We start from the raw sequence: 25,338 nt of genomic DNA on the forward strand, positions 1-25,338 counted from the left end.
AAGATGGCTTTACTAGATTTTTTCCTGTCGCGTAAAAAGTCGACAGCTAATATTGCCAAGGAGCGTTTGCAAATTATCGTCGCTGAACGCCGCCGTGGTGATAGCGAGCCAGCTTATTTACCTGATATGAAAAGAGATTTATTAGGTGTTATCTGTAAGTATGTGCAGATAGATCCAGAGATGCTTTCTGTTCAATTTGAACAAAAAGGTGATGATATCTCTGTATTAGAGCTAAATGTGACCTTACCTGAAAGCGAAGAACCAACAAAGTAAATCATATTTTACGCTTTACATAAGCCATTATTCACAGAGCCAACCATGAACTATAATTAATTTGATTGGCTCTGTGTTTAATTATATACAAATTGAATTCACCTGAATGCGCAAATAGCGCTATATCTCGTTGCTATTTTAATCATTGGTGATAAGTCACAGGAGCCATTTTATTCCGCAATAACATGTTTCTCTATTTAATGCATTTGTTACTCTCACCTATTCTTATAGGCGTTTTTTTGTGCATAAAAAATAAGAGTCTCTAAAGAGACTCCCATTATTCTTTGCTGTTTACTTTGACTATTGCATCTATTTACGGTGCTACACATATCTGTTTCATATTAGATAGAAAATAAATGCTCAATAAAATTAAGGATATTGCGCCAGAATTTCAGATACTTTCTCTTCTAGTAATGCTTTACGCCAGCGTGAAATAAGTTCCGGTTTCCCTTCTTTTATTTTCCAATGAATACTCAATAATTGGTTAATCTGTCTTCTTGATGCCAATAGCTCGGGGTTATATCGTTCCCCTTCACTAATTTCTTGAATAACCGCCTTGATAGCTTTAAATGCTTTTTTATAGTTTGGCTGTTCAATAATATTGCTAATAGATTCAGGGCAATCTTCATCTTTAATTTCTTTCGCCTTCGCAACAAAATCTAATAAGCGACGACCATGGCAACGGATCTCTTGTCCAGAGAGTGACAATGCATCTAATTCTGCTAAAGAAGAAGGAAGATAACGAGCAACAGACCATAAATGCTCTTCTCTCACAACGAAGTTTAATGCCATATCACGAGCTTTAGCTTGATTTAAGCGCCATTGAGCAAGCATTTGTAAACAGGCTAACTGTTGGCCTTTTAATTGCCATGCATTGCTAATCTCACGGTAAGCAAGCTCAGGTACTACAGTTTCTTGACGGCGTTCTGCTATCATTTCACATTCATCAGTTATCGCGTCCATATAACCAGCGTCTTGTGCTTCTGCAATAAGCTTTTTAGCGAGAGGGAGTAAATAGAAAACATCACCACTGGCATATTGGCACTGTTTTTCCGTTAAAGGGCGAGCTAACCAGTCAGTGCGCGATTCACTTTTATCTAACGCGATATCTTCATATTTCTCAACTAACGTTGCAAATCCACAAGAAATCGGATAGCCCAAAAAGGCAGCAACTACTTGAGTATCAATCATTGGTGTGGGAACACAACCAAATTGGTGGGAAAATACTTCGAGATCTTCGCTCCCTGCATGGAGATATTTCATGATGTTTGGATCAGTTAATAATTCAACAAAGGGAGCCCAATTTGTTATTGCTAGGGGATCAATAAGAGAGATCTGTTTACCATCATACATCTGGATCAAACCAAGATGTGGGTAGTAGGTACGTATGCGGACAAACTCTGTATCTAATGCGATTTGTGAAGCTTGTGATGCAGCTTTACAAGCGGTTTCTAATGCAGTGTCTGTCGTAATCAATTGATAATTCAAAACAGGTTTCTCTTGTTTTTATGTCTAATGACTTTTTATGTAATGACAAAAACGCCGGTATAAACCGGCGAAATTGAAAAAGGTTATTGAGTGTTGTATCAAGATTCAGTTGAGGTTTTCAACTGTTTTTCTTCATTTCTTAACTCTCTGCGTAAAATTTTACCGACATTAGATTTTGGTAATTCATCACGAAACTCAATAATTTTAGGTACTTTATAACCAGTTAAATAGCGACGACAGTGTGTTTTTACCTCATCTTCCGTCAATGTTGGGTCTTTTTTCACAATAAAAATCTTAACTGTCTCACCTGAACTTTTACTCGGTACACCAATTGCCGCTGATTCTAATACTTTAGGGTGAGCCGTAACCACTTCTTCAACTTCATTGGGATAAACGTTGAATCCTGAGACTAAGATCATATCTTTTTTGCGGTCAATAATGCGAATAAAACCTTCGTCATCCATTGTTGCGATATCACCCGTTGCAACCCAACCATCGTGTAAAACCTCGTCAGTGGCATCAGGGCGGTTCCAATATCCTTTCATGACCTGAGGTCCACGAACCCACATTTCACCGCCTACAGTGCGGTCAACTTCGTTACCTTCATCATCGATAAACTTAACGTCAGTTGAAGGTACAGGTAATCCAATACTACCACTGTATTTTTTCAGATTATAAGGATTACCAGTGACCAGAGGAGAACATTCTGTCAGGCCATAACCTTCTAATAAATGTTTGCCTGTTAACTCTTCCCACTCTTTGGCGACACTGCTTTGTACTGGCATGCCACCACCAACAGAAAGATTTAGTTTGGAGAAATCAAGTTGACGAAATTCAGGATTTTGCAACCAAGCGTTAAATAACGTGTTTACACCTGTAATAGCCGTGACAGGGTAACGCCCTAACTCTTTAATAGTACCTTTCACGTCACGTGGATTAGTGATCAGTAAGTTTTTGCCACCAACCTCAATAAATAGTAGACAGTTAACCGTTAAAGCAAAGACGTGATACAGCGGTAATGCCGTTACCACCAGCTCTTTACCTATATGTAATGCAGGTACATAAGCCGCTTTTGCTTGTTCAAGATTTGCCAACATATTGCGATGCGTTAGCATGGCTCCTTTAGCAATACCTGTTGTTCCCCCTGTATATTGCAAGAAGGCTAAATCTCCTCCTGTAATTTCAGGTTTAATATATTGCATACGATAGCCAAAATGCATTGCTCTACGAAATGAAATGGCATCAGGCAAATTATATTTAGGCACTAATCGTTTGATATATTTAACAACAAAATCGACTAATGTTGCTTTAGGTCGAGATAGCTGATCACCCATTCGGGTTAAAATAACGTGTTTAATACTGGTATTAAATACGATTTTTTCGAGTGTATGTGCAAAGTTAGAGACTATGACAATGGCACTTGCACCACTATCATTTAATTGATGTTCAAGTTCTCTTGGTGTGTAAAGTGGATTTACGTTTACGACAACCATACCTGCACGAAGAATACCGAAAAGCGCGATAGGATACTGCAATAAATTAGGCATCATTAAGGCAACACGATCACCTTTTTTCAATCCTAAGCCATTTTGCAGGTATGCTGCAAAAGCACGGCTACGCTCTTCAAGTTTGCGATAAGTCATGACCTCGCCCATATTGATAAAGGCGGGTTGATCTGCGTAATTTGCGACAGCGTTTTCAAGCATCTCAGCAAGGGATGCGAAACGGTCCGGGTCAATTTCAGCCGGGACATCTGCCGGATAACGTTTAAGCCAGACTTTTTCCAAAGTAGTACTCCTGATTAATCGCACTTCTTGGGTTAATATTATGTTTCATTTTTAACAAAGTATTAACTCATCCTACCAGCACAAACAATTTTCTGTTGTGAAGATGCGAAGTGTGTCACTAAATATTTTATTTTTAGATTAACAAAAAAGAAGGCGGTCAAAACCGCCCTCTCTTTTATTTTTATTCAACTTTAATAACGCTATTAGATAGTTACCCAATATATTATAGATATCAATTATACACCGTTTCACCCAAATGGAGATGAAATATTATATCGTCATGCGATCACAAACCCAGTTTTTATTCTAAAATGGGCACGACCTGACCAGTTCCATATGGATATCCACCATAACCACCATATCCATGATGATAGCCCCAATATGGGCCATCACCATAATATCCCCATGTCATAACAGGCGCTGGCATAATCACTTGCTGTGTCAAAGTCCAACGTTTCATTCCTGTTACATCCATACGTAAAAATGGATAGCTTGCTTCTCCGACTTTCCCTGTTTCAACACCTTTAATCGTTCCAACTACCGTTACATATTGGTTTTTATAATCTGTGGGATCTAAGAAATGCATGACATTTGCATAGAGACGTCCAATAGACGGTTGTTGTAATTCAGGTGCCGCATCATATTGAGAAAGGGGCATAACGGCAATTTCTAGCTGTGTGGATGATTGAAGGTTTTTAACATCAATCACACGTCCGCCAAAACGACCTTCTTGACCTACATAAAGTTCAGGCGCTACAAAAATACCATTTAAATCAGTGACAGGCGTTGCTGATGTTCCTTTTATTGATTCAGGTATTGAGACACATCCCGCTAGAAACAAAGCACCAGATAAAAATAGCGCTTTGCTTACCAAACGGTAGTTTAATTGTCTTTTCATAAACCACCTCATTGCAAGTCATTATTGACGTCACTCTATAATACTATTATAGCTTTACTCTGTAATTTCTAATAGATACTCATAATCTATTCACGACCAGGTAGTTTTTTCCACGTAACTTCGTTACGTAAATAAACAGGTTCAGCCTCTTCCACTCTTGTAGCTTTTCCTTCATGCCAAGCAGCAACGGCAAGCGGTAGCATATCTTGTGCTGCCGGCAATGTAATATCAGTTTCAACAACGGTAAAAAGTAATCCCTCTTTTAATTCAGGATAGGCTTGCCAACCCGTACCCGCCATTGCCCAAGTACCCGTGGTTGATTGTAAGGCTTCAACAAAGTGTTCAGGTTTCATCACTGCTTCTGTTTCTTCGCCTAACCAAATCCCTTCGTCATTACGTTGATATTGAGCACAATAAATTTCACCCATACGTGCATCTATTGCAACCAAAACCTGCTTGATCCCTGTTGTTCTAAATACACCTTCTGCCATGGTGGCAAGTGATGATATGCCAATCATAGGTAATTCAGCACCCAATGCGATACCTTGTGCAACACCGACGCCAATACGAACCCCAGTAAAACTACCTGGACCACGCCCAAAGGCAAGGACATCTAATGATTGCAATGTTAAGTTCGCTTCTTCTAAGGCGCTTTTGACCATAGGTAAAATCTTTTGTGTATGTTCACGAGGTGAGATTTCAAAACGTGAAGCAACAACGCCTTCATTCCAAACTGCAACTGAACAGGATTCTGTTGCAGTATCAATTGCTAAAATTCGCAGTGACACGCCATAACTCCGGCAAATTCGATAATTAAAAGAGAAAGAATAATATCATAATAGTGTTCAGCAGAATAAACACACATTCTGTGCGATCGCTATTATGAACCCGATATTTCTTGTATTTCATCATGCTGTGCGCGTTGGCTCAAAAATTCCATCGTTTTCTCAAGCGAGCGTGTGCGTGGCGATGGAGGCAAACTGCTTAAAAAAACCTCGCCATATGCACGAGAAACTAATCTATCATCACACACTATAATTGCGCCATAATCGTGTACATCACGAATTAATCGTCCAACACCTTGTTTTAAACTAATTACAGCATCAGGAATTTGCACATCTCGGAATGCATCACCACCTCGTAATTCACAATCTTCAATACGTGCTCTTAATAAAGGATCATCAGGTGCTGTAAATGGTAATTTATCAATAATCACGCAAGACAGCGTATCGCCACGCACATCAACACCTTCCCAAAAACTTTGAGTCGCCACTAAAAGCGCATTTCCTGATGAAACAAATTTTTGCAGCAATTGCGTTTTACTCATTTCACCTTGCATCAATACAGGTAATGGCAAACTGGCTTTAAACTCTTCGGCAAGCCCTCGCATCATGGCATGTGAAGTACAGAGGAAAAAACAGCGGCCTTGATTCTTTAAAATGACAGGCGTTAGCATAGCGGCTAAACGTTTCGCCGTATAAGGCTGATTTAAGGGAGGCAAATAACGTGGGACACACAATAATGTTTGATGTTGATAATCAAACGGGCTGTTTAAAATCAATGTTGTTGCGTTTTCTAAACCTAGCCTATCTGTGTAATAGGACATTTGTTCATTTACAGAGAGTGTTGCCGAGGTAAATACCCAACTACTTTTATGTGATTTAATTAATTCACGAAATTTATCTGCAACAGAAAGTGGCGTAATAGCGAGTAAGAAATGGCGACCGTAACTTTCAAACCAGTAACTATAGCCCGGGATTGTGGTATCAATCAGGCGTTTTAAGCGATTGCGGTAAACGGTGGCACGTTCAAAAGCACTATCAAGTAATTGGCTGCGCCCTAACGAGAGTTTCATTACGTCATAACTCAGTTCTAAGGCATCATCCAGTAACGTTAGAAAACGTTTTGTTTCGCCACCTTGCAATAACTCGCGTAAATTTCCACGATAACCCGTCTCACCTAACGCTAAGCGAAAATCCATCACCATTTGCGTTAATCTATCAGCACTTTTTTGCAACTGAATTTGATCACGAACTTCTGTGCGATAAGCAACAGTCATATCTCTGGCGAGATCAAAAAGCTGTCTACTGGTAAGTTGTTGACCAAAATAGTGGCTGGCAATATCTGGTATTTGATGAGCTTCATCAAAGATCATAATTTCAGCCTCCGGAATTAGCTCACCAAAACCCGTATCTTTAACGACAGTATCCGCCATAAATAAATGGTGATTAACTACCACGACATCCGCATCCATTGCTTTTTTACGCGCGCTTAAAACATAGCACTCTTTGTAGCGAGGACAATCACTCCCTAAACAGTTATCGTTGGTGCTCGTAACTAAAGGCCAAACTCGGCTATCTTCTGCAACACTATGACAACGGCTAACATCACCATCTTCTGTCTGTGTTGACCATTGGCGTACATACATCACATCAGATAATACTTCTGCTTCCAGATCACCACCACTGAGCATTTGTTGATCGAGTCGCTCTAAACACAAATAATTTGAACGTCCTTTTAATAAGGCGGTGTTGCCATCATAATTAATTGCTTCAATGATTGTCGGTAAATCCCGACTATAGAGTTGATCTTGTAAGGCTTTAGAGCCTGTTGAAATAATGGTTTTTTTACCTGAACGCAAAGCAGGTACAAGGTATGCATAGGTTTTCCCTGTTCCCGTGCCAGCTTCCGCAATAAGTACACCCTGCTTATCAATAATATCTGTTATTGATTTCGCCATTTGTCGTTGAGCTTCACGGGGATGAAATCCAGGAATAGTTCGGGTTAAAATCCCGTTTTCTGCAAAATCGTCTGACACAGGCATACTCTTTTTATAAAATAAGACGTAAATTATGCCAGTGGATAATCAAAAGTACCACCTATGCCGTTAATACAAAGGAGAACTCAATGACAATTAAACGTATCGACCCTGAAGATCGCTGGTCTGAAGCGGTTATTCATAATGACACTATTTATTACACCGCTGTACCAGAAAATTTATCGGGCGATATTATTGAACAGACAGCAGATACATTAGCGGCAATCGATGTCTTATTACAACGTGTAGGTTCTGATAAAACCCAAATTCTTGATGCGACAATCTTTTTAGCTGATAAAGCCGATTTTGAAGGGATGAATAAAGCATGGGATGCTTGGGTTGCTAAAGGTAGTGCACCTGTACGTTGTACAGTGCAAGCACAATTAATGCATCCTGAGTATAAAGTCGAAATTAAAATTATTGCGGCAATGTAAATATATTTATAATAAGCACCTACTTTTATAGGTGCTTATTTTCTTTGATTTAACCTATTTTTATAATGTTATTTTAACTCAGGGATCCTATTTTTTATTGTCTCGGCATGACAACGGTATATTTTGGCTAATTTTTCATCACCACCTTCAGAGGTGACTTTTCCACAAATAAGATCTTTATTTTTTATCCACTGACGCTGACCTAATAATAAAGCTTTTCTTTGTTCACTACTTAAACTTTGCCATCTATTATTTAATTCAGCATCTGCTGTAAGAAAATCTTGTTTTGCTTGAGAAAGTGAAAGTTCTGGTGTTTCTTGCGCTTCTTGCAAAGCTTGTCTTTGACGACGAACTTCTTGTTGCTCTAACGCCTGTTGGCGTAGTGATTCTTGCTCTGCTTGTTGGTCTAATAATTGTTGTTGACGATTCAATTCTTGCTGTTGGCGAAGTTCTTCTTGTTTCTTTTGTAATTCTTGCTGTTGCTGTTGTTGCAATATTCTTTGCTGTTCTTTAATCGGTTTTATTATAGATAGAGTAGAAACAAAAGCAGCACCATTCGAAATACTATTTCTTGGCGCAATATTTACGAATACTGTTTTATTATCATCAGTTGGCTGAGCACTATAATCTATTCTCGCAGAGAAAGTATTCGCGTTTTGCTCTAATGATAAAGTTTCAAGAGTTTTATCAAGATTACTATTGAATTCAGTACGATAATAATCATGTAATATTTCATAATTATTTGCAGGTATAGTCATTGACACCATTGCAGAACATGACTTCATCGTACTATTAGGATCGTTCGCTTTAGTCATTATTTCAGACACATTAAAACTAATCTCTTCTAATGTTGCTCGTTTTAATTGATTTGTGACATCAGAATAATTACTTGTTTGTCGAGAAATTTCTTCTAGTGTTGTTTTTTTTAAAGCATCTTTAAAAGCAGATTGTGTTAATTCTGAAGAACAACCAATAGGTTCTATTTTTTCACCACAAGCTGTTAATAATAAAGGAAAGCATAGAGCGATATATTTCATTTTCATTGTCATTGTCATTTTCCGATAATCTCAAGCAATCACATTTTAAAGTAAAAATAGTTAAATATATTTTATATTAAATATATTTAATTTCACTTTATTTAACTGATATCAGAAACACAATTTTGACTCAAAAAATAGAACAATAATATTTTAGGTATAAAAATAAAGGGCTGAGTTCAGAAAAACTCAGCCCTTGGTTGTTTTCTAATTTTACTGTGATATTAATTTTATTGCTCTTACCTATTCATTACTCATTGCATTAAGTAGATTTAGGCAAATTTAATCATTACCATACCAACCAGTAATAATATAATTCCACCCCATCCTTTATAATTGAGTCTCTGATTAAATAAAATCCAACCGGCAGCGATAGTAGCAATAATGCCGAATGCTCCCCAAAGTGCATAAGCAACTGAAAGTTCTATCCCTTTCACTGCCATTGCCAGCGCACTAAAGGCCCCTAACACACAAACCAGTGATAATATTCCTAATCCCATTCGGCTAAAGCCGTTAGACATTTTTAAGAATATATTCGCAACAATCTCAAGCACTACGGCAAGTATTAGGAATGCACCATGCCACCATTCAAATTGAGCTAACATAATTAAGCCTCCTTGATATTGGCAGGAATTGGCTTATTCGCTCCTTTTACGGCACTTGCAACGTGCTTGGCTTTACCCGCGATACTTTTTACTGAGTCAGTTGTTTTCTTAGCAACAGTCGATTTTTTAGTACCTGATTTGATAAGCGTGATCCCTGCAATTAACATCGCTAGACCACCTAACTTTAATGGTGACAGCGATTCACCAAACCACAGAACGCTGAATGTCGTAATAATGACAATTCCAATACCTTCCCATAGTGCATACGCTACACCTAATGCCACTTTCTTAACGGCTATGGCTAAAAAGATATAGGAAGTGGCAATCATTAACCACATCACTATCATGCCAGTATAACCACCACTTACACTGGCGTACTTCATTGATAAAGTACCAATAACTTCACAAACGATAGCTAATGCTAAAAATATCCAATAAATCATTTTTTCATCTCTCATACACATTTGAAATACGCCGAAACGTTTCTTGCGCAGGAAGATAGAGAATATGTAGATAGTCTTTCTGGCGGCAATAAAAGCCGAACGTTAAGGCAACGTCATTTCCTGATTGCGTCAGGAATTAAGATGAGAGATTTCTATAATGCGCCACACCAGTAGTGTTCGCTGGATAAAATAGCAGAAAGGAATAACTTATAGGTAGAACGTTTAACTTTGACGCTTTTGGCGCTAGTCATGATTATTTATTCTTTCATCGCACAGACCATCCGCACGATATACTCCGAACCCTCATATAAGATGGTTAAATGTTACATGATATTTCTATCATGCCGAATTATTTAAAGCAATGCCTTTTTGCAAAATATTTTTGTTAATTGATTGGTTTTATTTAAGTTTTAGTTTCTAACCAAAATCAGATTGCATAGTTAATCAGTGTTTTTACGATCCTTCAGTAGTTTTATTCATCTCAATTGCTGTAATTATGCTTAAAGATATTTGTCTGATACAAAAACACCCAGCTATGCTGGGTGTTTTTTCTTTAGAATGGATAATCAAAATCAGTTATTCAATTTCATTCCAAGAGCGACCATCACGGGTGATCATTGCAACAGATGCCACTGGTCCCCAAGTACCTGCTTGATATGGCTTAGGCAGTTCATTATCACACTCCCATGCGTTAATGATTGAATCTACCCATTTCCAGGCTTCTTCCACTTCATCACGACGCACGAATAGCGCTTGGATCCCACGCATGGCTTCTAACAATAAGCGCTCGTAAGCATCCGCTAAATGTGTTTGATTGAATGTTTCAGAGAAGCTCAAGTCCAGTTTGGTTGTTTGTAAACGGTGTTTATGATCGAGTCCCGGAGCTTTATTTAGCACTTCGATATCGATACCTTCATCTGGCTGTAAACGAATAGTTAGCTTATTTTGAGGTAACTCTTGGTAAGTTTCACTGAAAATATTCAGCGCAGGCTTTTTAAAATAAACCACAACTTCTGAACATTTACTTGGTAGGCGCTTACCCGTTCTTAAATAGAAGGGAACCCCTGCCCAACGCCAGTTATCAATATCCGCACGGATAGCAACAAACGTTTCTGTATGACTAGCTTTATTTGCACCCTCTTCATCAAGATAACCTGGTACTTTTTTACCTTGTACAAAACCACCTGTATATTGCCCACGAACCGTTTTTTCGCGAATATTAGTGTTATCAATACGGCGTAATGAACGTAAGACTTTCACTTTTTCTTGACGAATACTGTCAGCGGTTAAATCAGCGGGTGGTGACATTGCAATCATCGTTAAGATCTGCAACAAGTGGTTTTGCACCATATCACGCATTTGACCCGCTTGATCGAAATATCCCCAACGCCCTTCAATACCCACTTCTTCTGCAACCGTAATTTGGACATGATCAATCGTTTTATTGTCCCAATTATTAACAAACAGTGAGTTTGCAAAGCGCAGTGCTAATAGATTTAAAACTGTTTCTTTACCTAAATAGTGGTCGATACGATAAATTTGGCTCTCTTTAAAGTATTTAGCCACACTATCATTAATAGAAACAGAAGACGCTAAGTCTGTGCCCAATGGTTTTTCCATCACAACGCGGTTTGGCTCTTTATTAAGTTTTGCATGGCCTAAACCTTTACACATCGCACTAAAGGTACTTGGTGGCATTGCAAAGTAATAAATAGCCGGTAATTTGTCTTGTTTGAGGTGCTTTGATAGCTCAATGAAATGGTCTGTTTCATTGACATCAAGATTACAAAAATCTAAGCGATCACTTAAACGCTGCCAAATTTCAGGATTAATTTCTTCTTTTAAAAAGGTTTTTAATGCTTCATGGGCAACATTTTTATATGCCTCAGCATCCCAATCAGCACGACCTACACCAATAATGCGAGAGTCAGGGTGAATATATCCTGCTTTTTCCAATTGATATAATGATGGAATAAGCTTACGGCGTGCTAGATCCCCTTTCGTACCGAAGATAACCAGATCACAGGCCTGAGCAGTCGATATCGCTGCCATAGTACGTCTCCTCATGATGAGATTTTGTAATTTTGTTACAGAATTTTGTATTAATGTACTCTTTTGGATGTATTCAGTAAATACGCTCGCACATTTTAGTCTCTAACTTACCATACATATTGTAACGCTTCATTTTATGTCTAGTGTTTTATCCTTTCTTGTAACTTTACAACAGTTTTGTTTCTGGTTTTCAGCTTTGAAAGTTAGACACACGTCATACTTTAACGAAAAAAGCCCTGTTTACCGATGGTTTACACTGCAAGCCTTGTTCTTTGCGTAGTATATTTTCATAAAACCGTTATAGATTTCTCCTTTTATTGAAATTGGCAAAGCCAAGGATCTGTATATTTAATGAATATATTGGAAAGGGTTCAGTCTAATCTGGACATCTTGAGCAAATCAGAAAAAAAAGTTGCAGAAGCTGTTTTAACTGCGCCACAAACTGTTATCCATTCTAGTATTGCCTTAATGGCTAAAACGGCTGATGTCAGTGAACCCACGGTTAATCGTTTTTGCCGTCGCATGGCAACCAAGGGATTTCCTGATTTTAAATTACAATTAGCACAAAGCATTGCCAATGGCACACCTTATGTAAATCGTAATATTGATGATTCTGATACAGTATCCTCTTATACCAATAAAATTTTTGAATCCGCCATGGCGGGACTTGAGAACGTTAAAAATAATATTGATATCGCCGCAATCAATCGTGCTGTTGATATTTTGACGCAAGCTAAGAAAATCTCTTTTTTTGGCTTAGGCGCATCAGCCGCTGTGGCTCACGATGCCATGAATAAGTTTTCTCGTTTTAATATTCCTGTCACTTACTTTGATGACGTTGTTATGCAACGTATGAGTTGTATCAATAGCACTGATGGTGATGTTGTCGTGGTTATCTCTCATACGGGGCGGACTAAAAATCTCGTGGAAATAGCTAAAATTGCGCGTGAAAATGATGCCGCAGTGATTGCTATTACAACACCCGGATCACTTTTAGCCTCTGAAGCCACCCTCCCTATTTTACTTGATGTACCTGAAGATACTGATATCTACATGCCAATGATCTCCCGCCTTGCACAACTCACTATTATTGATGTTCTCGCGACAGGATTTATTTTACGTCGAGGACCAAAATTCAGAGATAACTTGAAGCGCGTCAAAGAAGCTTTACGTGATTCACGGTTTGATAAGTAACCGTTTTTAATTATTCTGTTAGTATTGTCACACTTCCTATTGTGCCCCTGACTAGATAACTTTTTGAAAACTGGTAGCATATCTGCGAGCTAACTCTCGCATATAATGAAAACAGTAGTGTATGTTGCAATTAGCTTGATGCGTTTCACTTAACATATTGGATAAAATATTGTCTAATTTCTGTTTTATCCAATAGCCAACACCTTTCGTTCAAGGTCAACGGAGTAATACATGTCCAGACGGCTCAGAAGAACAAAAATTGTTACCACCTTAGGCCCAGCAACAGATCGTGATAATAACTTAGAAAAAATTATTATTGCTGGTGCAAATGTTGTTCGATTAAATTTCTCTCATGGTTCTGCGGAAGATCATCTTGCTCGTGCTAATCGTACGCGTGAAATTGCAGCAAGACTTGGTCGCCATGTTGCTATTCTTGGGGATTTACAAGGCCCTAAAATCCGTGTTTCTACATTTAAAGACGGAAAAGTTTTCCTGAATGTCGGTGATAAATTCTTGCTTGATGCCGCCCTTGAAAAAGGCGAAGGCAATCAAAATCAAGTCGGCATTGACTATAAAGGCCTACCTGCCGATGTAGTTCCTGGTGATATTCTACTGCTCGATGATGGTCGCGTTCAGTTAAAAGTTCTCAAAGTTGATGGACTAAAAGTCTTTACTGAAGTCACTGTGGGTGGTCCTTTATCTAATAATAAAGGAATTAACAAGCTCGGTGGCGGTCTTTCCGCAGATGCATTAACAGAAAAAGATAAACAAGATATTATTACGGCAGCTAAAATTGGTGTCGATTACCTTGCTGTTTCATTTCCAAGAACAGGTGAAGATCTTCACCTCGCTCGGCGTTTAGCTCGTGATGCAGGTTGTGAATGCCAAATTGTATCTAAAGTAGAGCGCGCTGAAGCAGTAGCTAATGATGAAATTATCGATGAAATCATTATGGCATCAGATGTTGTGATGGTAGCTCGTGGTGATTTAGGCGTTGAAATTGGCGATCCTGAACTTGTTGGTGTACAGAAAAAATTAATTCGTCGTGCTCGTCAGCTTAATCGTGTTGTTATCACTGCTACTCAAATGATGGAGTCAATGATAACAAATCCAATGCCAACACGAGCAGAAGTTATGGACGTTGCTAATGCCGTGTTAGATGGTACTGATGCCGTTATGCTTTCTGCAGAAACTGCAGCAGGACAATACCCAGCAGAAACCGTCTCTTCAATGGCACAAGTCTGTTTAGGGGCTGAAAAAATGCCTGCGGCTAATGTTTCTAAGCATCGCTTAGATATGGTGTTTGATACTGTGGAAGAAGCCATTGCGATGTCCACCATGTATGCCGCTAACCATATGAAAGGTGTTAATGCGATTATTGCGATGACAGAATCAGGTCGTACCGCGCGCATGATGTCTCGTATCAGTACTGGTTTACCTATTTTCTCAATGTCTCGCCATGAGAAAACACTAAACCAAACGGCACTTTATCGTGGCGTGACACCTGTTTATTGTAGTACGCATACTGATGGTATTGCTGCAGCTAACGAAGCAATTGCTCGTTTACGTGATAAAGGTTTCTTAGTTTCTGGTGATTTAGTGTTAGTCACTCAAGGTGACCTTATGGGTACAATCGGTAGCACTAATACATGCCGTATTTTGACGGTTGAATAATACCGAGCTATAAAGCTTAACAGTAAAGCGGGCACTTAATTAAGTGCCCGCTTTATTTACTTCTTTTTCGTTCAAGAACTAGTCCAAAATATTCTCACGAGCGTAAGGCTCTATTTCGCCCTCTTTACGTGTCTTCAGTAATTTTAATATCCACGTATATTGCTCGGGTGTCGGTGTCACTAGTGCTTCTAACTCTTCATTCATTCTGCGTGCAATGTACGCATCATCTTTATCTTCAATATCATCCATTGGTTCACGAATAATAATGTGAAGCTGATGTGTTTTATGACAATACACTGGGAACAACGGCACAATAGCTGCTCGGCATACTTTCATTAATCGCCCAATCGCAGGCAATGTCGCCTTATAGGTACCGAAAAAATCCACAAATTGGCTATGCTCTGCACCATGATCTTGATCTGGTAGATAATAGCCCCAGTAACCTTGCCGCACAGAAGAAATAAAAGGCTTAATACCTGCTTCGCGGGAATGTAATCGCCCATCAAAATGGTGGCGTGCTTTATTCCATAAATAATCAGCCACGGGATCTTTTTGGTGGTGAAACATCGCCGCCATTTGCTGACCTTTGGCGGCTAATAACATGGCAGGGATATCAACCGCCCAACCATGTGGCACCATAAAAATGACATTACGGCCTTGCTCTTTAAAACGTTCGATGATCTCTAAGCCTTGCCAGCTTGTTCGTTTTAATATGTGCTCAGGCCCTCTTAAACAAAGCTCTGCTAGCATCACAAAGGATTGGGGAGCCGTTTCAAACATACTATCAAGAACTGTTTCACGTTGTGTTTTATCCCATTTTGGAAAACAGTATCTCAAGTTGATATCTGCACGACGTCTTGCGCTTTTCGCTTTACGCCCAACAAAACGACCAATAGAAGCAAGAAATGGATCACGCCATTTTACTGGCATATAAGCCAATGCACTTAAAACACCAGCACCTATCCAAGTTCCCCAATGACGAGGATGTAAATATGCACGGTGAAAAGTAGGCACATAACCCGCTTTGCTATCTGTATCTTTTTCTTTATTCATCAGATAACTCTCTGAACTGACACCCCTAATAGGCGTAAAAAACGTTAAAACAAAAACGGATGATATCAATCATCCGCTTTTATGTCTTTAAGATCGTGTTTATTGTCAATCGGCTAGCACTAATTGAGGCTTAATCTCTTTGACTTTCGCTAGATATTCTTGTTTGTCTTTGCCTGTTAAACCATCAGCACGAGGTAATGTTGCTGTTAATGGATTAACTGCTTGTTGGTTGATCCACAGTTCATAGTGTAAATGAGGCCCTGTAGAACGCCCTGTATTACCTGATAACGCAATTCTATCGCCACGTTTAACACGTTGGCCAGGTTTTACTAATAATTGACGTAAATGCATATAACGCGTGGTGTATTGGCTACCATGGCGAATAGCGATAAAGTTACCTGCAGCACCGCTATATTTTGCCACAATCACTTCGCCATCTCCTGTTGCTAATACTGGTGTACCTACTGGCATAGCAAAATCGACACCTTTATGAGCAGCTAAACGTCCTGTAACAGGGTTAATACGACGAGGATTAAATTGAGAAGACACTCTAAATTGCTTGACCGTTGGGAAACGCATAAAACCACGTTCTAATCCACCCGCTTGGCTATCGTAAAAACGGCCATCTTCAGCAAGGAACGCATAATAATCTTTACCTGCACTACGTAAACGAACACCAATTAGCTCACTTTGCTCAGTGCGTCCATCGAGCACTTCACGAGAAAACAGTGCCGCAAATTGGTCACCACTTTGTAATTTTTTAAAGTCTACTTGCCACTGTAGTGCTTTAGTAACAGCACGAGCTTCAGCGTTAGTTAAACCTGCATTTGTTGCACTAACAGAAAAACTGCCTCGAATAACACCTGTCGTTACGCTATTTTTCCATTCCCCTTTTTGAAACTCTTTTGTTTCTTTAAAACCCGTTTCTGTACGGGTATAAACGCGAGTTTCACGACGAGAAACACCCCAGCTTAATTCTTGCAGTAACCCATTATCATCAAGTTCCCAGCTAATTGGTTGCCCAATTTTAAGATTTCTGAGATCTTTATTTTGATTAGAGATAGTTGCGATATCAGCAGAATCAATACCAAACTGAGTCAGTATTGAACTCAATGAATCCCCACTAGACACAATATAAGTATGAGGAACTTGTGCGACGGTTGTACTTGTATCTGTGCCGTCATCTGCACCAACTAAGCCTTCGTCTGTAAGTTGATCGCTACTATCAGTGATGATGTCATCGGTATTTTCGCCTTGATTAGCGAGAGGCATTTGAATACTGACAGGGACTTCTCGGCTTTGTTCATTTTGAAGAACCACTGGCCGCCAAATCGCGACGGCCAATGTTGCTGCAGTTAACGAACCAAGCATGATTTTATGTGGGAGTGGTAAACTTAAATATACCTGTGCAATGGATTTCTTCTGCTGCACGCTCTTAATTCCTTATTGTGTTTCATTCAGGCAGCTCGCATATTGGTTAGCTAGTTGGGTAAGGAATTTCACATAGCTCTCTTGAGTTAGAGCAATCCCACTTCCTAGGGGGTCTAATACACCCATTTTAACCCCAGTGCCTTTCGCCACTGTTTCTATTACTGTCGGCCTAAATTGTGGCTCAGCAAAAATGCAGGTTGCTTTTTGCTCAACCAACTGTGTTCGTATTTGATGTAATTTCTGCGCACCTGGCTGTATTTCAGGGTTGATAGTAAAATGACCTAATGGCTTTAAATTATAATGTTTTTCGAAGTAGCCATAAGCATCATGAAAGACAAAATAACCCTTATTTCTAACAGGCGACAGAATATTAACAAGATTCTTATCAGTTTGCTTGAGTTGTTCGCTGAATTTACCTAGGTTTACGTCCAGAAGTTCTTTTTTATCTGGATAAAGTGCAATTAACCTTTCATGGATCTGTTTTGCAGACGACAACGCAATCTCTGGTGATAACCAGATGTGCATATTATAATCACCATGAGAATGATGTTCGTGATTTTCCTCATGTTTATGCACATTGTCATCATCATCTTTCAATAAAAGCGACTTTATTTCGTCAGTTTCCGCTAAAGCCAACTTATGATTGTCTGTAAGTCTGTTTAATGGCCTATCTAAAAACACTTCCATATCAGGCCCAACCCATACCATTAGGTCTGCAGAAGTAATTTTTTTCAAATCAGAGGGTTTTAATGCGTAATCATGTGGAGATGCACCATCCGGTAATAAAACTTCCGTTGGGGTCACCCCGTCAGCGATAGCGGCGGCAATAAACCCGATAGGTCGTATAGAAGTCACCACATCAGCCTGAACAGAAGCGCTGAATGAACTTATCATCGCTGTCGCTAAAAATGATTTCAATAAAAAACGATGCGCAAATTTGTTGTTTTTATGTAACATAGGAAGAATTCTCGTGAATCATCATTGGAAATGTTATATTATAACGTTTCAATGATTCTGCAAGTGCTAATTTTATGTCTGACTTGATTTGTTTAAAATCGGTTTCTGTTTCTTTTGGTGAAAGAGAAATTTTAAAAGATATCTCTTTTGATTTAAAAGCAGGCCGTATTCTTACTTTACTTGGCCCTAATGGTGCGGGTAAATCCACGGTTATCCGTTTAGTTCTTGGATTATTAAATCCAACCTCAGGAAAAGTAGAACGCCATAATACGTTACGTATTGGTTATGTTCCTCAAAAGCTTTATCTTGACCCTACAATGCCATTGACAGTTAAGCGCTTTATGACGCTAAAACCCGGTGTACAAGATAAAGATATTCTCCCTGCCCTTGAGCGTGTTAATGCAGCTAAATTAATCAATCAACCCATGCAAAAACTGTCTGGTGGTGAATCTCAGCGCGTGTTATTAGCAAGAGCCTTGCTTAATCAACCTCAACTTTTAGTCTTAGATGAACCGACTCAAGGTGTTGATGTTAATGGGCAACTGGCCCTTTATGATTTAATTAATCAACTTCGTAATGAATTAGGTTGCGCCATTTTGATGGTTTCTCATGATCTTCATTTAGTCATGGCAAAAACAGATGAAGTGCTCTGTTTAAATGGTCATATTTGCTGTTCAGGCACACCAGATGTTGTTTCATCTCACCCAGAATTTATTGCTATGTTTGGTAGTCGTGGTGCTGAACAACTAGGTATTTATCGTCATCATCACCAGCATAGTAAGGAGTGTCGTCATGATTGAGTTGCTGTTACCGGGTTGGATTGCCGGTATGCTCTTAGCAATGGCGGCAGGCCCTCTGGGCTCTTTTGTCGTTTGGCGTCGTATGTCTTATTTTGGTGATACCTTAGCTCATGCCTCACTACTTGGTGTTGCTTTTGGTTTGCTATTTAATATTGAGCCTTTTTATGCCGTTATTGCCGTCACACTTCTTTTAGCTATTTTATTAGTATGGTTAGAATTAAAACCACAACTTTCTGTTGATACCCTTTTAGGGATCATGGCACACAGTGCGCTTTCTTTAGGGCTTGTGGTTGTTAGTTTAATGTCCAATGTACGCGTTGATTTAATGGCTTACCTATTTGGTGATTTACTTTCTGTAAACTATCAAGACGTTATCAGTATCTTTATTGGCGTTGTGATTGTTTTATTTGTGATTATCCGTTCATGGCGTCCATTGCTTTCTATGACTATTAATCAAGATATGGCCTTTGTTGATGGCGTAAATATTCAGAGAGAACGCTTAAAGCTAATGATGATCACCGCACTAACCATTGGTTTAGCCATGAAGTTTGTTGGAGCATTAATTATCACCTCACTGCTCATTATCCCTGCCGCAACGGCGCGTCGTTTTGCTCGTTCACCAGAACAAATGGCTGTGATCGCAATCGCTGTTGGTATGCTGGCAATTACTGGCGGTTTAACCTTCTCTGCTTTCTATGACACTCCTGCAGGCCCTTCTGTTGTTTTAGCGGCGAGTTGCCTATTTATCTTGAGTTTATTTGCACCCACTAAACAGTAATCAAATAATCTAAATTTAATACAAAAATAACCCTTGATGAAATGACTCCATCAAGGGTTATTTTTTATTTATGATAAATGGCAGAACGTAAATTTAGTCTTCTACGATACGATTAAAATGGCGATAGGCATGGTTAGTGGCAACCCGGCCTCTTGGTGTGCGCTGAATAAACCCTTGTTGAATTAAATAAGGCTCTAACACATCTTCTATAGTTTCACGCTCTTCACCAATAGCTGCCGCAAGGTTATCTAATCCTACTGGGCCACCCATAAATTTATCAATAATGGCAAAAAGAAGTTTGCGATCTAAATAGTCAAAACCCGCAGCATCCACATTTAACATATCAAGCGCTTTAGAGGCAGTATCCTCATCGATGGCTCCATTACCTTTAACCTGTGCAAAGTCTCGTACTCGGCGTAATAATCGGTTAGTAATACGTGGTGTACCTCGTGAGCGCATTGCTATTTGACGCGCACCTTCATCTGTCATCTCTAATCCCATAAAGCTGGCGCTGCGAGAGACAATGTGTTGGAGATCGTCAACATTATAAAACTCAAGGCGTTGAACAATACCAAAACGGTCACGCAAAGGTGATGTTAAAGAGCCAGCTCTTGTGGTTGCTCCCACTAAAGTAAATGGCGGTAGATCAATTTTAATTGAACGTGCGGCAGGCCCTTCACCAATCATAATATCAAGCTGGTAATCTTCCATCGCAGGATAAAGGATTTCTTCAACAACCGGGGAAAGTCGATGAATTTCATCAATAAACAGTACGTCATGAGGCTCAAGGTTAGTTAGCATCGCGGCTAAATCTCCTGCTTTTTCAAGTACAGGGCCTGATGTCGTACGCAAGTTAACCCCCATTTCATTAGCAATGATATTTGCCAATGTAGTTTTGCCTAATCCAGGAGGGCCAAAAATAAGCAAATGGTCGAGTGCATCATGACGTAATTTAGCCGCCTGAATAAAAATCTCCATCTGTTCACGAACTTGTGGTTGCCCAACATATTCGGCAAGAGATTTAGGGCGAATAGCCCTATCTATTATTTCTTCTTCAGGTTGTTGAATTTCTGCTGAAATCAGGCGATCTGCTTCAATCACAATGTGTTACTCCTAAATAGCCGCGCGCAATGCTTCTTTGATAAGCGTTTCACTATCTGAGCCCAGTTTTGCTACTTTACTGATCATTTTTGCTGCTTCTTGTGGTTTATAGCCCAATGCGATTAATGCAGCAGAAGCTTCAGCTTCAATATCAGCCGCTTTTGGCGCTTTAGGTGAAGCACTTTCTGGTAATTCAATATCGCTATTTTCGAATAAATCACCATTAAGACCCTTGAAGCGGTCTTTCATTTCAACCACTAAACGTTCTGCTGTTTTCTTACCCACGCCGGGTAATTTTACTAATGAAGAGATAGATTCATTTTCAATCGCTGTCACAAATTGGCGAGCCGACATACCCGATAAAATAGCGAGTGCCAGTTTCGGGCCGACGCCATTGACTTTAATTAATTCACGAAAGAGTGCGCGTTCTTGTTTTTGGTTAAAACCATAAAGTAATTGAGCATCTTCACGTACGATAAATTGCGTATAGATAATGGCTTCTTGGCCAATATCGGGCAGTTCATAAAAACAGGTCATTGGCATATTAATTTCATAACCTACACCATTACCTGCCTCGATCAGCACCACTGGCGGCTGTTTTTCAAGAATAATTCCTCTGATACGACCTATCACCCTAACGCCTCCGCAAATATATTTACGCCAAGTTTATAACATAAAAAAAGCTGGACGTATATCCAGCCTGTGAAAAACCAAAGACATTTACCAAGATAACAACTTATCTTAATCTACCTCGCGTTAAAACTAATCGAGGATCACCCACACGTAATAAATTTTGGTTAAAGTGGCAATGTGTGATAGCAATTGCTAAGGCATCGGCGGCATCTGATTGTGGTGCGGCAGATAGCTTTAATATTGAACGCACCATATGTTGCACTTGGCTTTTTTCGGCAGCACCCGTACCCACAACCGTTTGTTTAACCTGGCGAGCCGCATATTCAAAAACAGGTAAATCGTTATTTACCGCAGCCAATATCGCCACACCTCGTGCTTGCCCTAGTTTTAATGCAGAATCCGCATTTTTAGCCATAAACACTTGTTCAACCGCAAACACATCTGGCGAAAATTGCGTAATTATTTCGCTAACACCTGCATAAATACGTTTAAGTCGATTAGGAAGGTCGGGAACTTGTGTGCGAATGCAACCGCTTCCCAAATAGATAAGTTGTCGCCCTTGTTGTCGAATTACACCGTAGCCTGTAACGCGCGAACCGGGGTCTATACCTAGAATGATAGCCATATCAATTCCTGTTGCCGATATGGTCGATGGCGAGAGAAAAGAGCAAAAAAATCTGCTCTGCTCTTCTCTTCGCACTTTTTAATAACAGCAATCAACACTGTTATTTTCGATAAACGTTAGAACGATTACAGGATATCTTCCAGTTGTTTTGCAACTTCATCAGAGATATCACCGTTGTGATACACTTCTTGCACATCATCACTGTCTTCTAACATATCAATAAGACGCATTAATTTTGGTGCTGTTTCAATATCCAATTCTGCTTTTGTTGATGGGATCATGGAAACTTCTGCTGATTCCGCAACAAAACCTGCCGCATCCATCGCATCTTTCACTTCACCAAACGACTCTGGTGTGGTGTAAACATCAATAGCGCCATCATCATAAGTTTCAACGTCATCCGCACCCGCTTCTAACGCAGCTTCCATAACCGCATCTTCATCAACACCTGGTGCGTAAGAAATGACGCCTTTTTTGGTGAAAAGATAAGAAACTGAACCATCTGTTCCTAAGTTACCACCTGTTTTGGTAAATGCATGGCGAACATCGGAAACAGTACGGTTACGATTATCACTTAAGCATTCAACCATCACAGCAGTACCTGCTGGGCCATAGCCTTCATAGATGATAGTTTCCATATTATCGTTATCATCATTACCCACACCGCGTGCAATTGCACGGTTCAAGGTGTCACGAGTCATGTTGTTCGATAATGCTTTATCAACTGCCGCACGTAAACGCGGGTTAGTTGCAGGATCACCACCACCTAAACGTGCTGCTGTAACCAATTCACGGATGATTTTAGTGAAAATTTTACCGCGTTTCGCATCTTGCGCTGCTTTACGGTGTTTTGTATTGGCCCATTTACTATGACCTGCCATGAAATATCTCCAAACGTGGTCTAATCATTAAATAACAAATTCTTCAATCGCTTGCTGATTACTGGCGGATTTTGTTAATTTTGCCGCCAGTGGCGCGTCTAGCCATTGGTATTGCGAATGCTCAGTTAGCACAAGCTCTCGCTCTGCGGGCAGTGCTAATGTAAACCAATGTTCCTGACAATGTGTCACATCGGGTGCATAACGATGCCGAAAATGTGCAAAAATCTCAAAAAGAATTGAGCGATGGCAATCCACCAACTCAAGATTTTCTTTTATGATATCAATTCCAACTTCTTCTTGCACTTCGCGCAACGCCGTTTGAAAAGGCATTTCTTCCGCTTCTAAACTACCAGTCACAGATTGCCAGAAATCAGGATCATCTCGACGCTTTAGCATAAGCACCCGTTTGGTCTCTTTTGCATAAATAACAACTAAAACGGATATCGGGCGCTTATATTTCATTATTTACTCTTTATCTTCGCTAACTTCTTTTTGAGTTACTGCAATTGCTAGTTCTTTTAAAGAATCAGCATTAGCAAAACTCGGTGCGTTAGTCATTAAACACGCTGCAGCTGTTGTTTTAGGGAATGCAATAACATCACGGATATTATCAGTCCCTGTTAACAACATCACTAAACGGTCTAAACCAAAAGCTAAACCTGCATGTGGTGGTGTACCAAATTTAAGTGCATCTAATAAGAAACCGAATTTCTCTTGTTGCTCATCTGGCGAAATACCTAAAATGCTAAATACCGCTTGTTGCATTTCATTACGGTGAATACGTACAGAGCCACCACCTACTTCATAACCGTTGATAACCATATCATACGCATTTGCTACCGCACCCACTGGATGTGCTGTCAGCTCAACAGGTGATAAGTCTTTTGGTGAAGTAAATGGATGGTGCATTGCACTTAAACTCCCCGTTTCTTCATCTTCTTCAAACATTGGGAAGTCAATAACCCATAATGGTTTCCATGCATTTAAGTCTGTCAGTTCAAGATCACGACCCACTTTCAAACGCAGAGCACCCATTGCATCACTCATAGTGCCTTTACGGCCTGCACCAAAGAAGATTAAATCACCATCAGTTGCACCTGTTGTTTCTAAAATAGCGTTAACAACATCATTAGTCAGGAATTTAGCAATTGGGCTTTGTACACCTTCAATGCCTTTAGCACTTTCGTTGACTTTCATCCACGCAAGGCCTTTAGCGCCGTAAATACCAACAAATTGTGTATACTCATCGATATTTTTACGGGTTAATGATGCGCCACCTGGCACACGCAGTGCGATAACACGGCATTTCTCATCATTAGCGGCTTGAGCAAATACACTGAACTCAACATCTTTGACTAAATCAGCAATGTCTTTGAGTTCCATTGGGTTACGTAAATCAGGTTTGTCTGAACCATAACGACGCATTGCTTCAGCAAAGGTCATGACAGGGAACGCACCTAAATCAACATTAAGAATATCCAACCATAATGCGTGGATCATACGCTCCATCACTTCGCGCACTTGATCTGCACTCATGAAAGAGGTTTCAACATCGATTTGTGTAAATTCAGGCTGACGGTCGGCACGTAAGTCTTCATCACGGAAGCATTTTACGATTTGATAATAACGGTCAAAGCCAGACATCATTAACAGCTGTTTAAAAAGCTGTGGTGATTGTGGTAATGCGTAGAATTTACCTTTGTGTACACGACTTGGTACTAAATAGTCACGCGCCCCTTCTGGTGTCGCTTTTGTCAGCATTGGAGTTTCAACATCAAGGAAACCTTCACCATCCATAAAACGGCGAACAAAGCTTGTGATTTTAGCTCGGGTTTTTAAGCGATCAGACATTTCAGGGCGACGCAGGTCTAAATAACGATAAGTTAAACGACGCTCTTCAGTATTTGTTTGATTACTATCTAACGGTAATGGCTCTGAACGGTTAAAAATAGACAGAGATTCTGCCGCTAACTCAATTTCACCTGTTGCCATATTTTTGTTAATTTGGCTATCAGGACGAGCGCGTACTGTTCCTGTGACTTGAATACAAAATTCATTACGCAGTTCTGATGCCTGAGAAAATGCCTCTTTCTGCTCTGGGTCAAAGAAAACTTGAACAATACCTTCGCGATCTCGCATATCAATAAAGATAAGTCCACCTAAGTCACGGCGACGGTTAACCCAACCACAAAGAGTCACTTTTTGGCCCACATGGGCACTATTCAACTGCCCACAATAATTAGTACGCATACAATATCCTTTTACTCAGCTTGTTGTGCTTTCTGCTGCGGAAATTTTGGCAATAGTCTTTTTCGAGTAGTGTCAAAAAAAAGGCAGACATTATAACGAAAATTCTTCCTAGAGATAAGAGTATAG

Annotated in this window: 24 protein-coding genes; 6 read left to right on the plus strand and 18 right to left on the minus strand. The window is 39.7% G+C overall.

Annotation, left to right across the window (positions count from 1 at the left end; all coding sequences use genetic code 11):
* The first annotated feature begins 3 nt into the window (after window positions 1-3).
* Window positions 4-273, plus strand: coding sequence for a cell division topological specificity factor MinE (gene minE, locus LG402_RS10625; RefSeq protein WP_023582089.1), 270 nt, complete (start codon window positions 4-6; stop codon window positions 271-273).
* A gap of 369 nt (window positions 274-642) precedes the next feature.
* On the opposite strand, the gene rnd is transcribed toward minE, so the two are convergent.
* From rnd to LG402_RS10650, 5 genes are all read right to left on the minus strand, one after another.
* Complete coding sequence (gene rnd / locus LG402_RS10630) at window positions 643-1,761, minus strand: ribonuclease D (protein WP_166541118.1); 1,119 nt, start codon at window positions 1,759-1,761, stop codon at window positions 643-645.
* Window positions 1,762-1,859: 98 nt separating this feature from the next.
* Window positions 1,860-3,548: a long-chain-fatty-acid--CoA ligase FadD gene (fadD, locus tag LG402_RS10635; protein WP_109408103.1), complete on the minus strand. Its 1,689-nt coding sequence runs from the start codon at window positions 3,546-3,548 to the stop codon at window positions 1,860-1,862.
* 301 nt (window positions 3,549-3,849) lie between these two features.
* A complete protein-coding gene (locus LG402_RS10640; RefSeq protein WP_109408102.1) occupies window positions 3,850-4,446 on the minus strand; it encodes a Slp family lipoprotein in 597 nt (198 codons plus the stop codon).
* Window positions 4,447-4,532: 86 nt separating this feature from the next.
* A complete protein-coding gene (gene tsaB, locus LG402_RS10645; protein ID WP_227335337.1) occupies window positions 4,533-5,234 on the minus strand; it encodes a tRNA (adenosine(37)-N6)-threonylcarbamoyltransferase complex dimerization subunit type 1 TsaB in 702 nt (233 codons plus the stop codon).
* A gap of 92 nt (window positions 5,235-5,326) precedes the next feature.
* On the minus strand, window positions 5,327-7,270 hold the full coding sequence (locus LG402_RS10650) for an ATP-dependent DNA helicase (RefSeq protein WP_166541116.1): 1,944 nt from the start codon (window positions 7,268-7,270) through the stop codon (window positions 5,327-5,329).
* An 83-nt stretch (window positions 7,271-7,353) separates the two neighbouring features.
* Here LG402_RS10650 and LG402_RS10655 point away from each other — a divergent pair, with 83 nt between their 5' ends.
* The gene (locus tag LG402_RS10655; RefSeq protein WP_072068200.1) at window positions 7,354-7,698 is read left to right on the plus strand and encodes a RidA family protein; all 345 of its coding nucleotides are present in this window, start codon (window positions 7,354-7,356) and stop codon (window positions 7,696-7,698) included.
* Window positions 7,699-7,766: 68 nt separating this feature from the next.
* Here the strand turns inward: LG402_RS10655 and LG402_RS10660 are convergent, their stop codons facing one another.
* From LG402_RS10660 to zwf, 4 genes are all read right to left on the minus strand, one after another.
* Window positions 7,767-8,747, minus strand: coding sequence for a lysozyme inhibitor LprI family protein (locus LG402_RS10660; protein ID WP_227335343.1), 981 nt, complete (start codon window positions 8,745-8,747; stop codon window positions 7,767-7,769).
* Between the two features lie 260 nt (window positions 8,748-9,007).
* Complete coding sequence (mdtI, locus tag LG402_RS10665; protein ID WP_006536614.1) at window positions 9,008-9,340, minus strand: multidrug/spermidine efflux SMR transporter subunit MdtI; 333 nt, start codon at window positions 9,338-9,340, stop codon at window positions 9,008-9,010.
* Window positions 9,341-9,342: 2 nt separating this feature from the next.
* Window positions 9,343-9,783: a multidrug/spermidine efflux SMR transporter subunit MdtJ gene (gene mdtJ, locus LG402_RS10670; RefSeq protein ID WP_072064011.1), complete on the minus strand. Its 441-nt coding sequence runs from the start codon at window positions 9,781-9,783 to the stop codon at window positions 9,343-9,345.
* Between the two features lie 576 nt (window positions 9,784-10,359).
* Window positions 10,360-11,835: a glucose-6-phosphate dehydrogenase gene (gene zwf, locus LG402_RS10675; protein ID WP_166541114.1), complete on the minus strand. Its 1,476-nt coding sequence runs from the start codon at window positions 11,833-11,835 to the stop codon at window positions 10,360-10,362.
* Window positions 11,836-12,186: 351 nt separating this feature from the next.
* Here zwf and LG402_RS10680 point away from each other — a divergent pair, with 351 nt between their 5' ends.
* Together LG402_RS10680 and pyk are read left to right on the plus strand one after the other, a co-directional pair.
* Window positions 12,187-13,029 (plus strand): MurR/RpiR family transcriptional regulator, encoded by an 843-nt coding sequence (locus LG402_RS10680; RefSeq protein WP_109408097.1) that lies wholly within the window; start codon window positions 12,187-12,189, stop codon window positions 13,027-13,029.
* Between the two features lie 231 nt (window positions 13,030-13,260).
* Window positions 13,261-14,703 (plus strand): pyruvate kinase, encoded by a 1,443-nt coding sequence (gene pyk / locus LG402_RS10685; protein ID WP_227335344.1) that lies wholly within the window; start codon window positions 13,261-13,263, stop codon window positions 14,701-14,703.
* 78 nt (window positions 14,704-14,781) lie between these two features.
* Here the strand turns inward: pyk and lpxM are convergent, their stop codons facing one another.
* The 3 genes from lpxM to znuA form a co-directional block, all read right to left on the minus strand.
* Window positions 14,782-15,756 carry a lauroyl-Kdo(2)-lipid IV(A) myristoyltransferase gene (gene lpxM / locus LG402_RS10690; protein WP_109408095.1) on the minus strand — a complete coding sequence of 325 codons (975 nt, stop codon included), beginning with the start codon at window positions 15,754-15,756 and terminating at the stop codon, window positions 14,782-14,784.
* A gap of 105 nt (window positions 15,757-15,861) precedes the next feature.
* Window positions 15,862-17,187, minus strand: coding sequence for a murein DD-endopeptidase MepM (gene mepM, locus LG402_RS10695; protein ID WP_109408094.1), 1,326 nt, complete (start codon window positions 17,185-17,187; stop codon window positions 15,862-15,864).
* 12 nt (window positions 17,188-17,199) lie between these two features.
* Window positions 17,200-18,144: a zinc ABC transporter substrate-binding protein ZnuA gene (gene znuA / locus LG402_RS10700; protein WP_166541113.1), complete on the minus strand. Its 945-nt coding sequence runs from the start codon at window positions 18,142-18,144 to the stop codon at window positions 17,200-17,202.
* A gap of 74 nt (window positions 18,145-18,218) precedes the next feature.
* Here znuA and znuC point away from each other — a divergent pair, with 74 nt between their 5' ends.
* Both znuC and znuB read left to right on the plus strand, forming a co-directional pair.
* Window positions 18,219-18,944, plus strand: a complete 726-nt coding sequence (gene znuC, locus LG402_RS10705) for a zinc ABC transporter ATP-binding protein ZnuC (RefSeq protein WP_109408092.1) — start codon at window positions 18,219-18,221, stop codon at window positions 18,942-18,944.
* Window positions 18,937-19,722 (plus strand): zinc ABC transporter permease subunit ZnuB, encoded by a 786-nt coding sequence (gene znuB / locus LG402_RS10710; RefSeq protein ID WP_166541112.1) that lies wholly within the window; start codon window positions 18,937-18,939, stop codon window positions 19,720-19,722. The genes znuC and znuB overlap by 8 nt, the downstream gene beginning before the upstream one ends.
* 93 nt (window positions 19,723-19,815) lie before the next feature.
* Here the strand turns inward: znuB and ruvB are convergent, their stop codons facing one another.
* From ruvB to aspS, 6 genes are all read right to left on the minus strand, one after another.
* Window positions 19,816-20,823 carry a Holliday junction branch migration DNA helicase RuvB gene (ruvB, locus tag LG402_RS10715; protein ID WP_072068210.1) on the minus strand — a complete coding sequence of 336 codons (1,008 nt, stop codon included), beginning with the start codon at window positions 20,821-20,823 and terminating at the stop codon, window positions 19,816-19,818.
* A 12-nt stretch (window positions 20,824-20,835) separates the two neighbouring features.
* A complete protein-coding gene (gene ruvA, locus LG402_RS10720; protein WP_109407558.1) occupies window positions 20,836-21,456 on the minus strand; it encodes a Holliday junction branch migration protein RuvA in 621 nt (206 codons plus the stop codon).
* Between the two features lie 103 nt (window positions 21,457-21,559).
* A complete protein-coding gene (gene ruvC / locus LG402_RS10725) occupies window positions 21,560-22,081 on the minus strand; it encodes a crossover junction endodeoxyribonuclease RuvC (protein ID WP_006536599.1) in 522 nt (173 codons plus the stop codon).
* Window positions 22,082-22,206: 125 nt separating this feature from the next.
* The gene (locus tag LG402_RS10730) at window positions 22,207-22,962 is read right to left on the minus strand and encodes a YebC/PmpR family DNA-binding transcriptional regulator (RefSeq protein WP_166541111.1); all 756 of its coding nucleotides are present in this window, start codon (window positions 22,960-22,962) and stop codon (window positions 22,207-22,209) included.
* Between the two features lie 27 nt (window positions 22,963-22,989).
* Window positions 22,990-23,424: a dihydroneopterin triphosphate diphosphatase gene (gene nudB / locus LG402_RS10735; RefSeq protein ID WP_227335350.1), complete on the minus strand. Its 435-nt coding sequence runs from the start codon at window positions 23,422-23,424 to the stop codon at window positions 22,990-22,992.
* 3 nt (window positions 23,425-23,427) lie between these two features.
* A complete protein-coding gene (aspS, locus tag LG402_RS10740; RefSeq protein WP_166541109.1) occupies window positions 23,428-25,212 on the minus strand; it encodes an aspartate--tRNA ligase in 1,785 nt (594 codons plus the stop codon).
* Window positions 25,213-25,338: the final 126 nt, after the last annotated feature.

This window comes from Proteus sp. NMG38-2 (assembly GCF_020640995.1).
In the GTDB taxonomy this organism is placed as follows: domain Bacteria; phylum Pseudomonadota; class Gammaproteobacteria; order Enterobacterales; family Enterobacteriaceae; genus Proteus.

What these genes read in the sequence shown, in the direction of transcription:
- znuB (WP_166541112.1), top strand. Translation starts at nt 18,937, where the DNA reads ATGATTGAGTTGCTGTTACCGGGTTGGATTGCCGGTATGCTCTTAGCA.
- aspS (WP_166541109.1), bottom strand. Translation starts at nt 25,212, where the DNA reads ATGCGTACTAATTATTGTGGGCAGTTGAATAGTGCCCATGTGGGCCAA.
- mdtI (WP_006536614.1), bottom strand. Translation starts at nt 9,340, where the DNA reads ATGTTAGCTCAATTTGAATGGTGGCATGGTGCATTCCTAATACTTGCC.
- LG402_RS10660 (WP_227335343.1), bottom strand. Translation starts at nt 8,747, where the DNA reads ATGACAATGAAAATGAAATATATCGCTCTATGCTTTCCTTTATTATTA.
- mdtJ (WP_072064011.1), bottom strand. Translation starts at nt 9,783, where the DNA reads ATGATTTATTGGATATTTTTAGCATTAGCTATCGTTTGTGAAGTTATT.
- znuA (WP_166541113.1), bottom strand. Translation starts at nt 18,144, where the DNA reads ATGTTACATAAAAACAACAAATTTGCGCATCGTTTTTTATTGAAATCA.
- pyk (WP_227335344.1), top strand. Translation starts at nt 13,261, where the DNA reads ATGTCCAGACGGCTCAGAAGAACAAAAATTGTTACCACCTTAGGCCCA.
- znuC (WP_109408092.1), top strand. Translation starts at nt 18,219, where the DNA reads ATGTCTGACTTGATTTGTTTAAAATCGGTTTCTGTTTCTTTTGGTGAA.
- LG402_RS10640 (WP_109408102.1), bottom strand. Translation starts at nt 4,446, where the DNA reads ATGAAAAGACAATTAAACTACCGTTTGGTAAGCAAAGCGCTATTTTTA.
- LG402_RS10655 (WP_072068200.1), top strand. Translation starts at nt 7,354, where the DNA reads ATGACAATTAAACGTATCGACCCTGAAGATCGCTGGTCTGAAGCGGTT.
- ruvC (WP_006536599.1), bottom strand. Translation starts at nt 22,081, where the DNA reads ATGGCTATCATTCTAGGTATAGACCCCGGTTCGCGCGTTACAGGCTAC.
- LG402_RS10730 (WP_166541111.1), bottom strand. Translation starts at nt 22,962, where the DNA reads ATGGCAGGTCATAGTAAATGGGCCAATACAAAACACCGTAAAGCAGCG.
- LG402_RS10650 (WP_166541116.1), bottom strand. Translation starts at nt 7,270, where the DNA reads ATGCCTGTGTCAGACGATTTTGCAGAAAACGGGATTTTAACCCGAACT.
- zwf (WP_166541114.1), bottom strand. Translation starts at nt 11,835, where the DNA reads ATGGCAGCGATATCGACTGCTCAGGCCTGTGATCTGGTTATCTTCGGT.
- LG402_RS10680 (WP_109408097.1), top strand. Translation starts at nt 12,187, where the DNA reads ATGAATATATTGGAAAGGGTTCAGTCTAATCTGGACATCTTGAGCAAA.
- lpxM (WP_109408095.1), bottom strand. Translation starts at nt 15,756, where the DNA reads ATGAATAAAGAAAAAGATACAGATAGCAAAGCGGGTTATGTGCCTACT.
- nudB (WP_227335350.1), bottom strand. Translation starts at nt 23,424, where the DNA reads ATGAAATATAAGCGCCCGATATCCGTTTTAGTTGTTATTTATGCAAAA.
- minE (WP_023582089.1), top strand. Translation starts at nt 4, where the DNA reads ATGGCTTTACTAGATTTTTTCCTGTCGCGTAAAAAGTCGACAGCTAAT.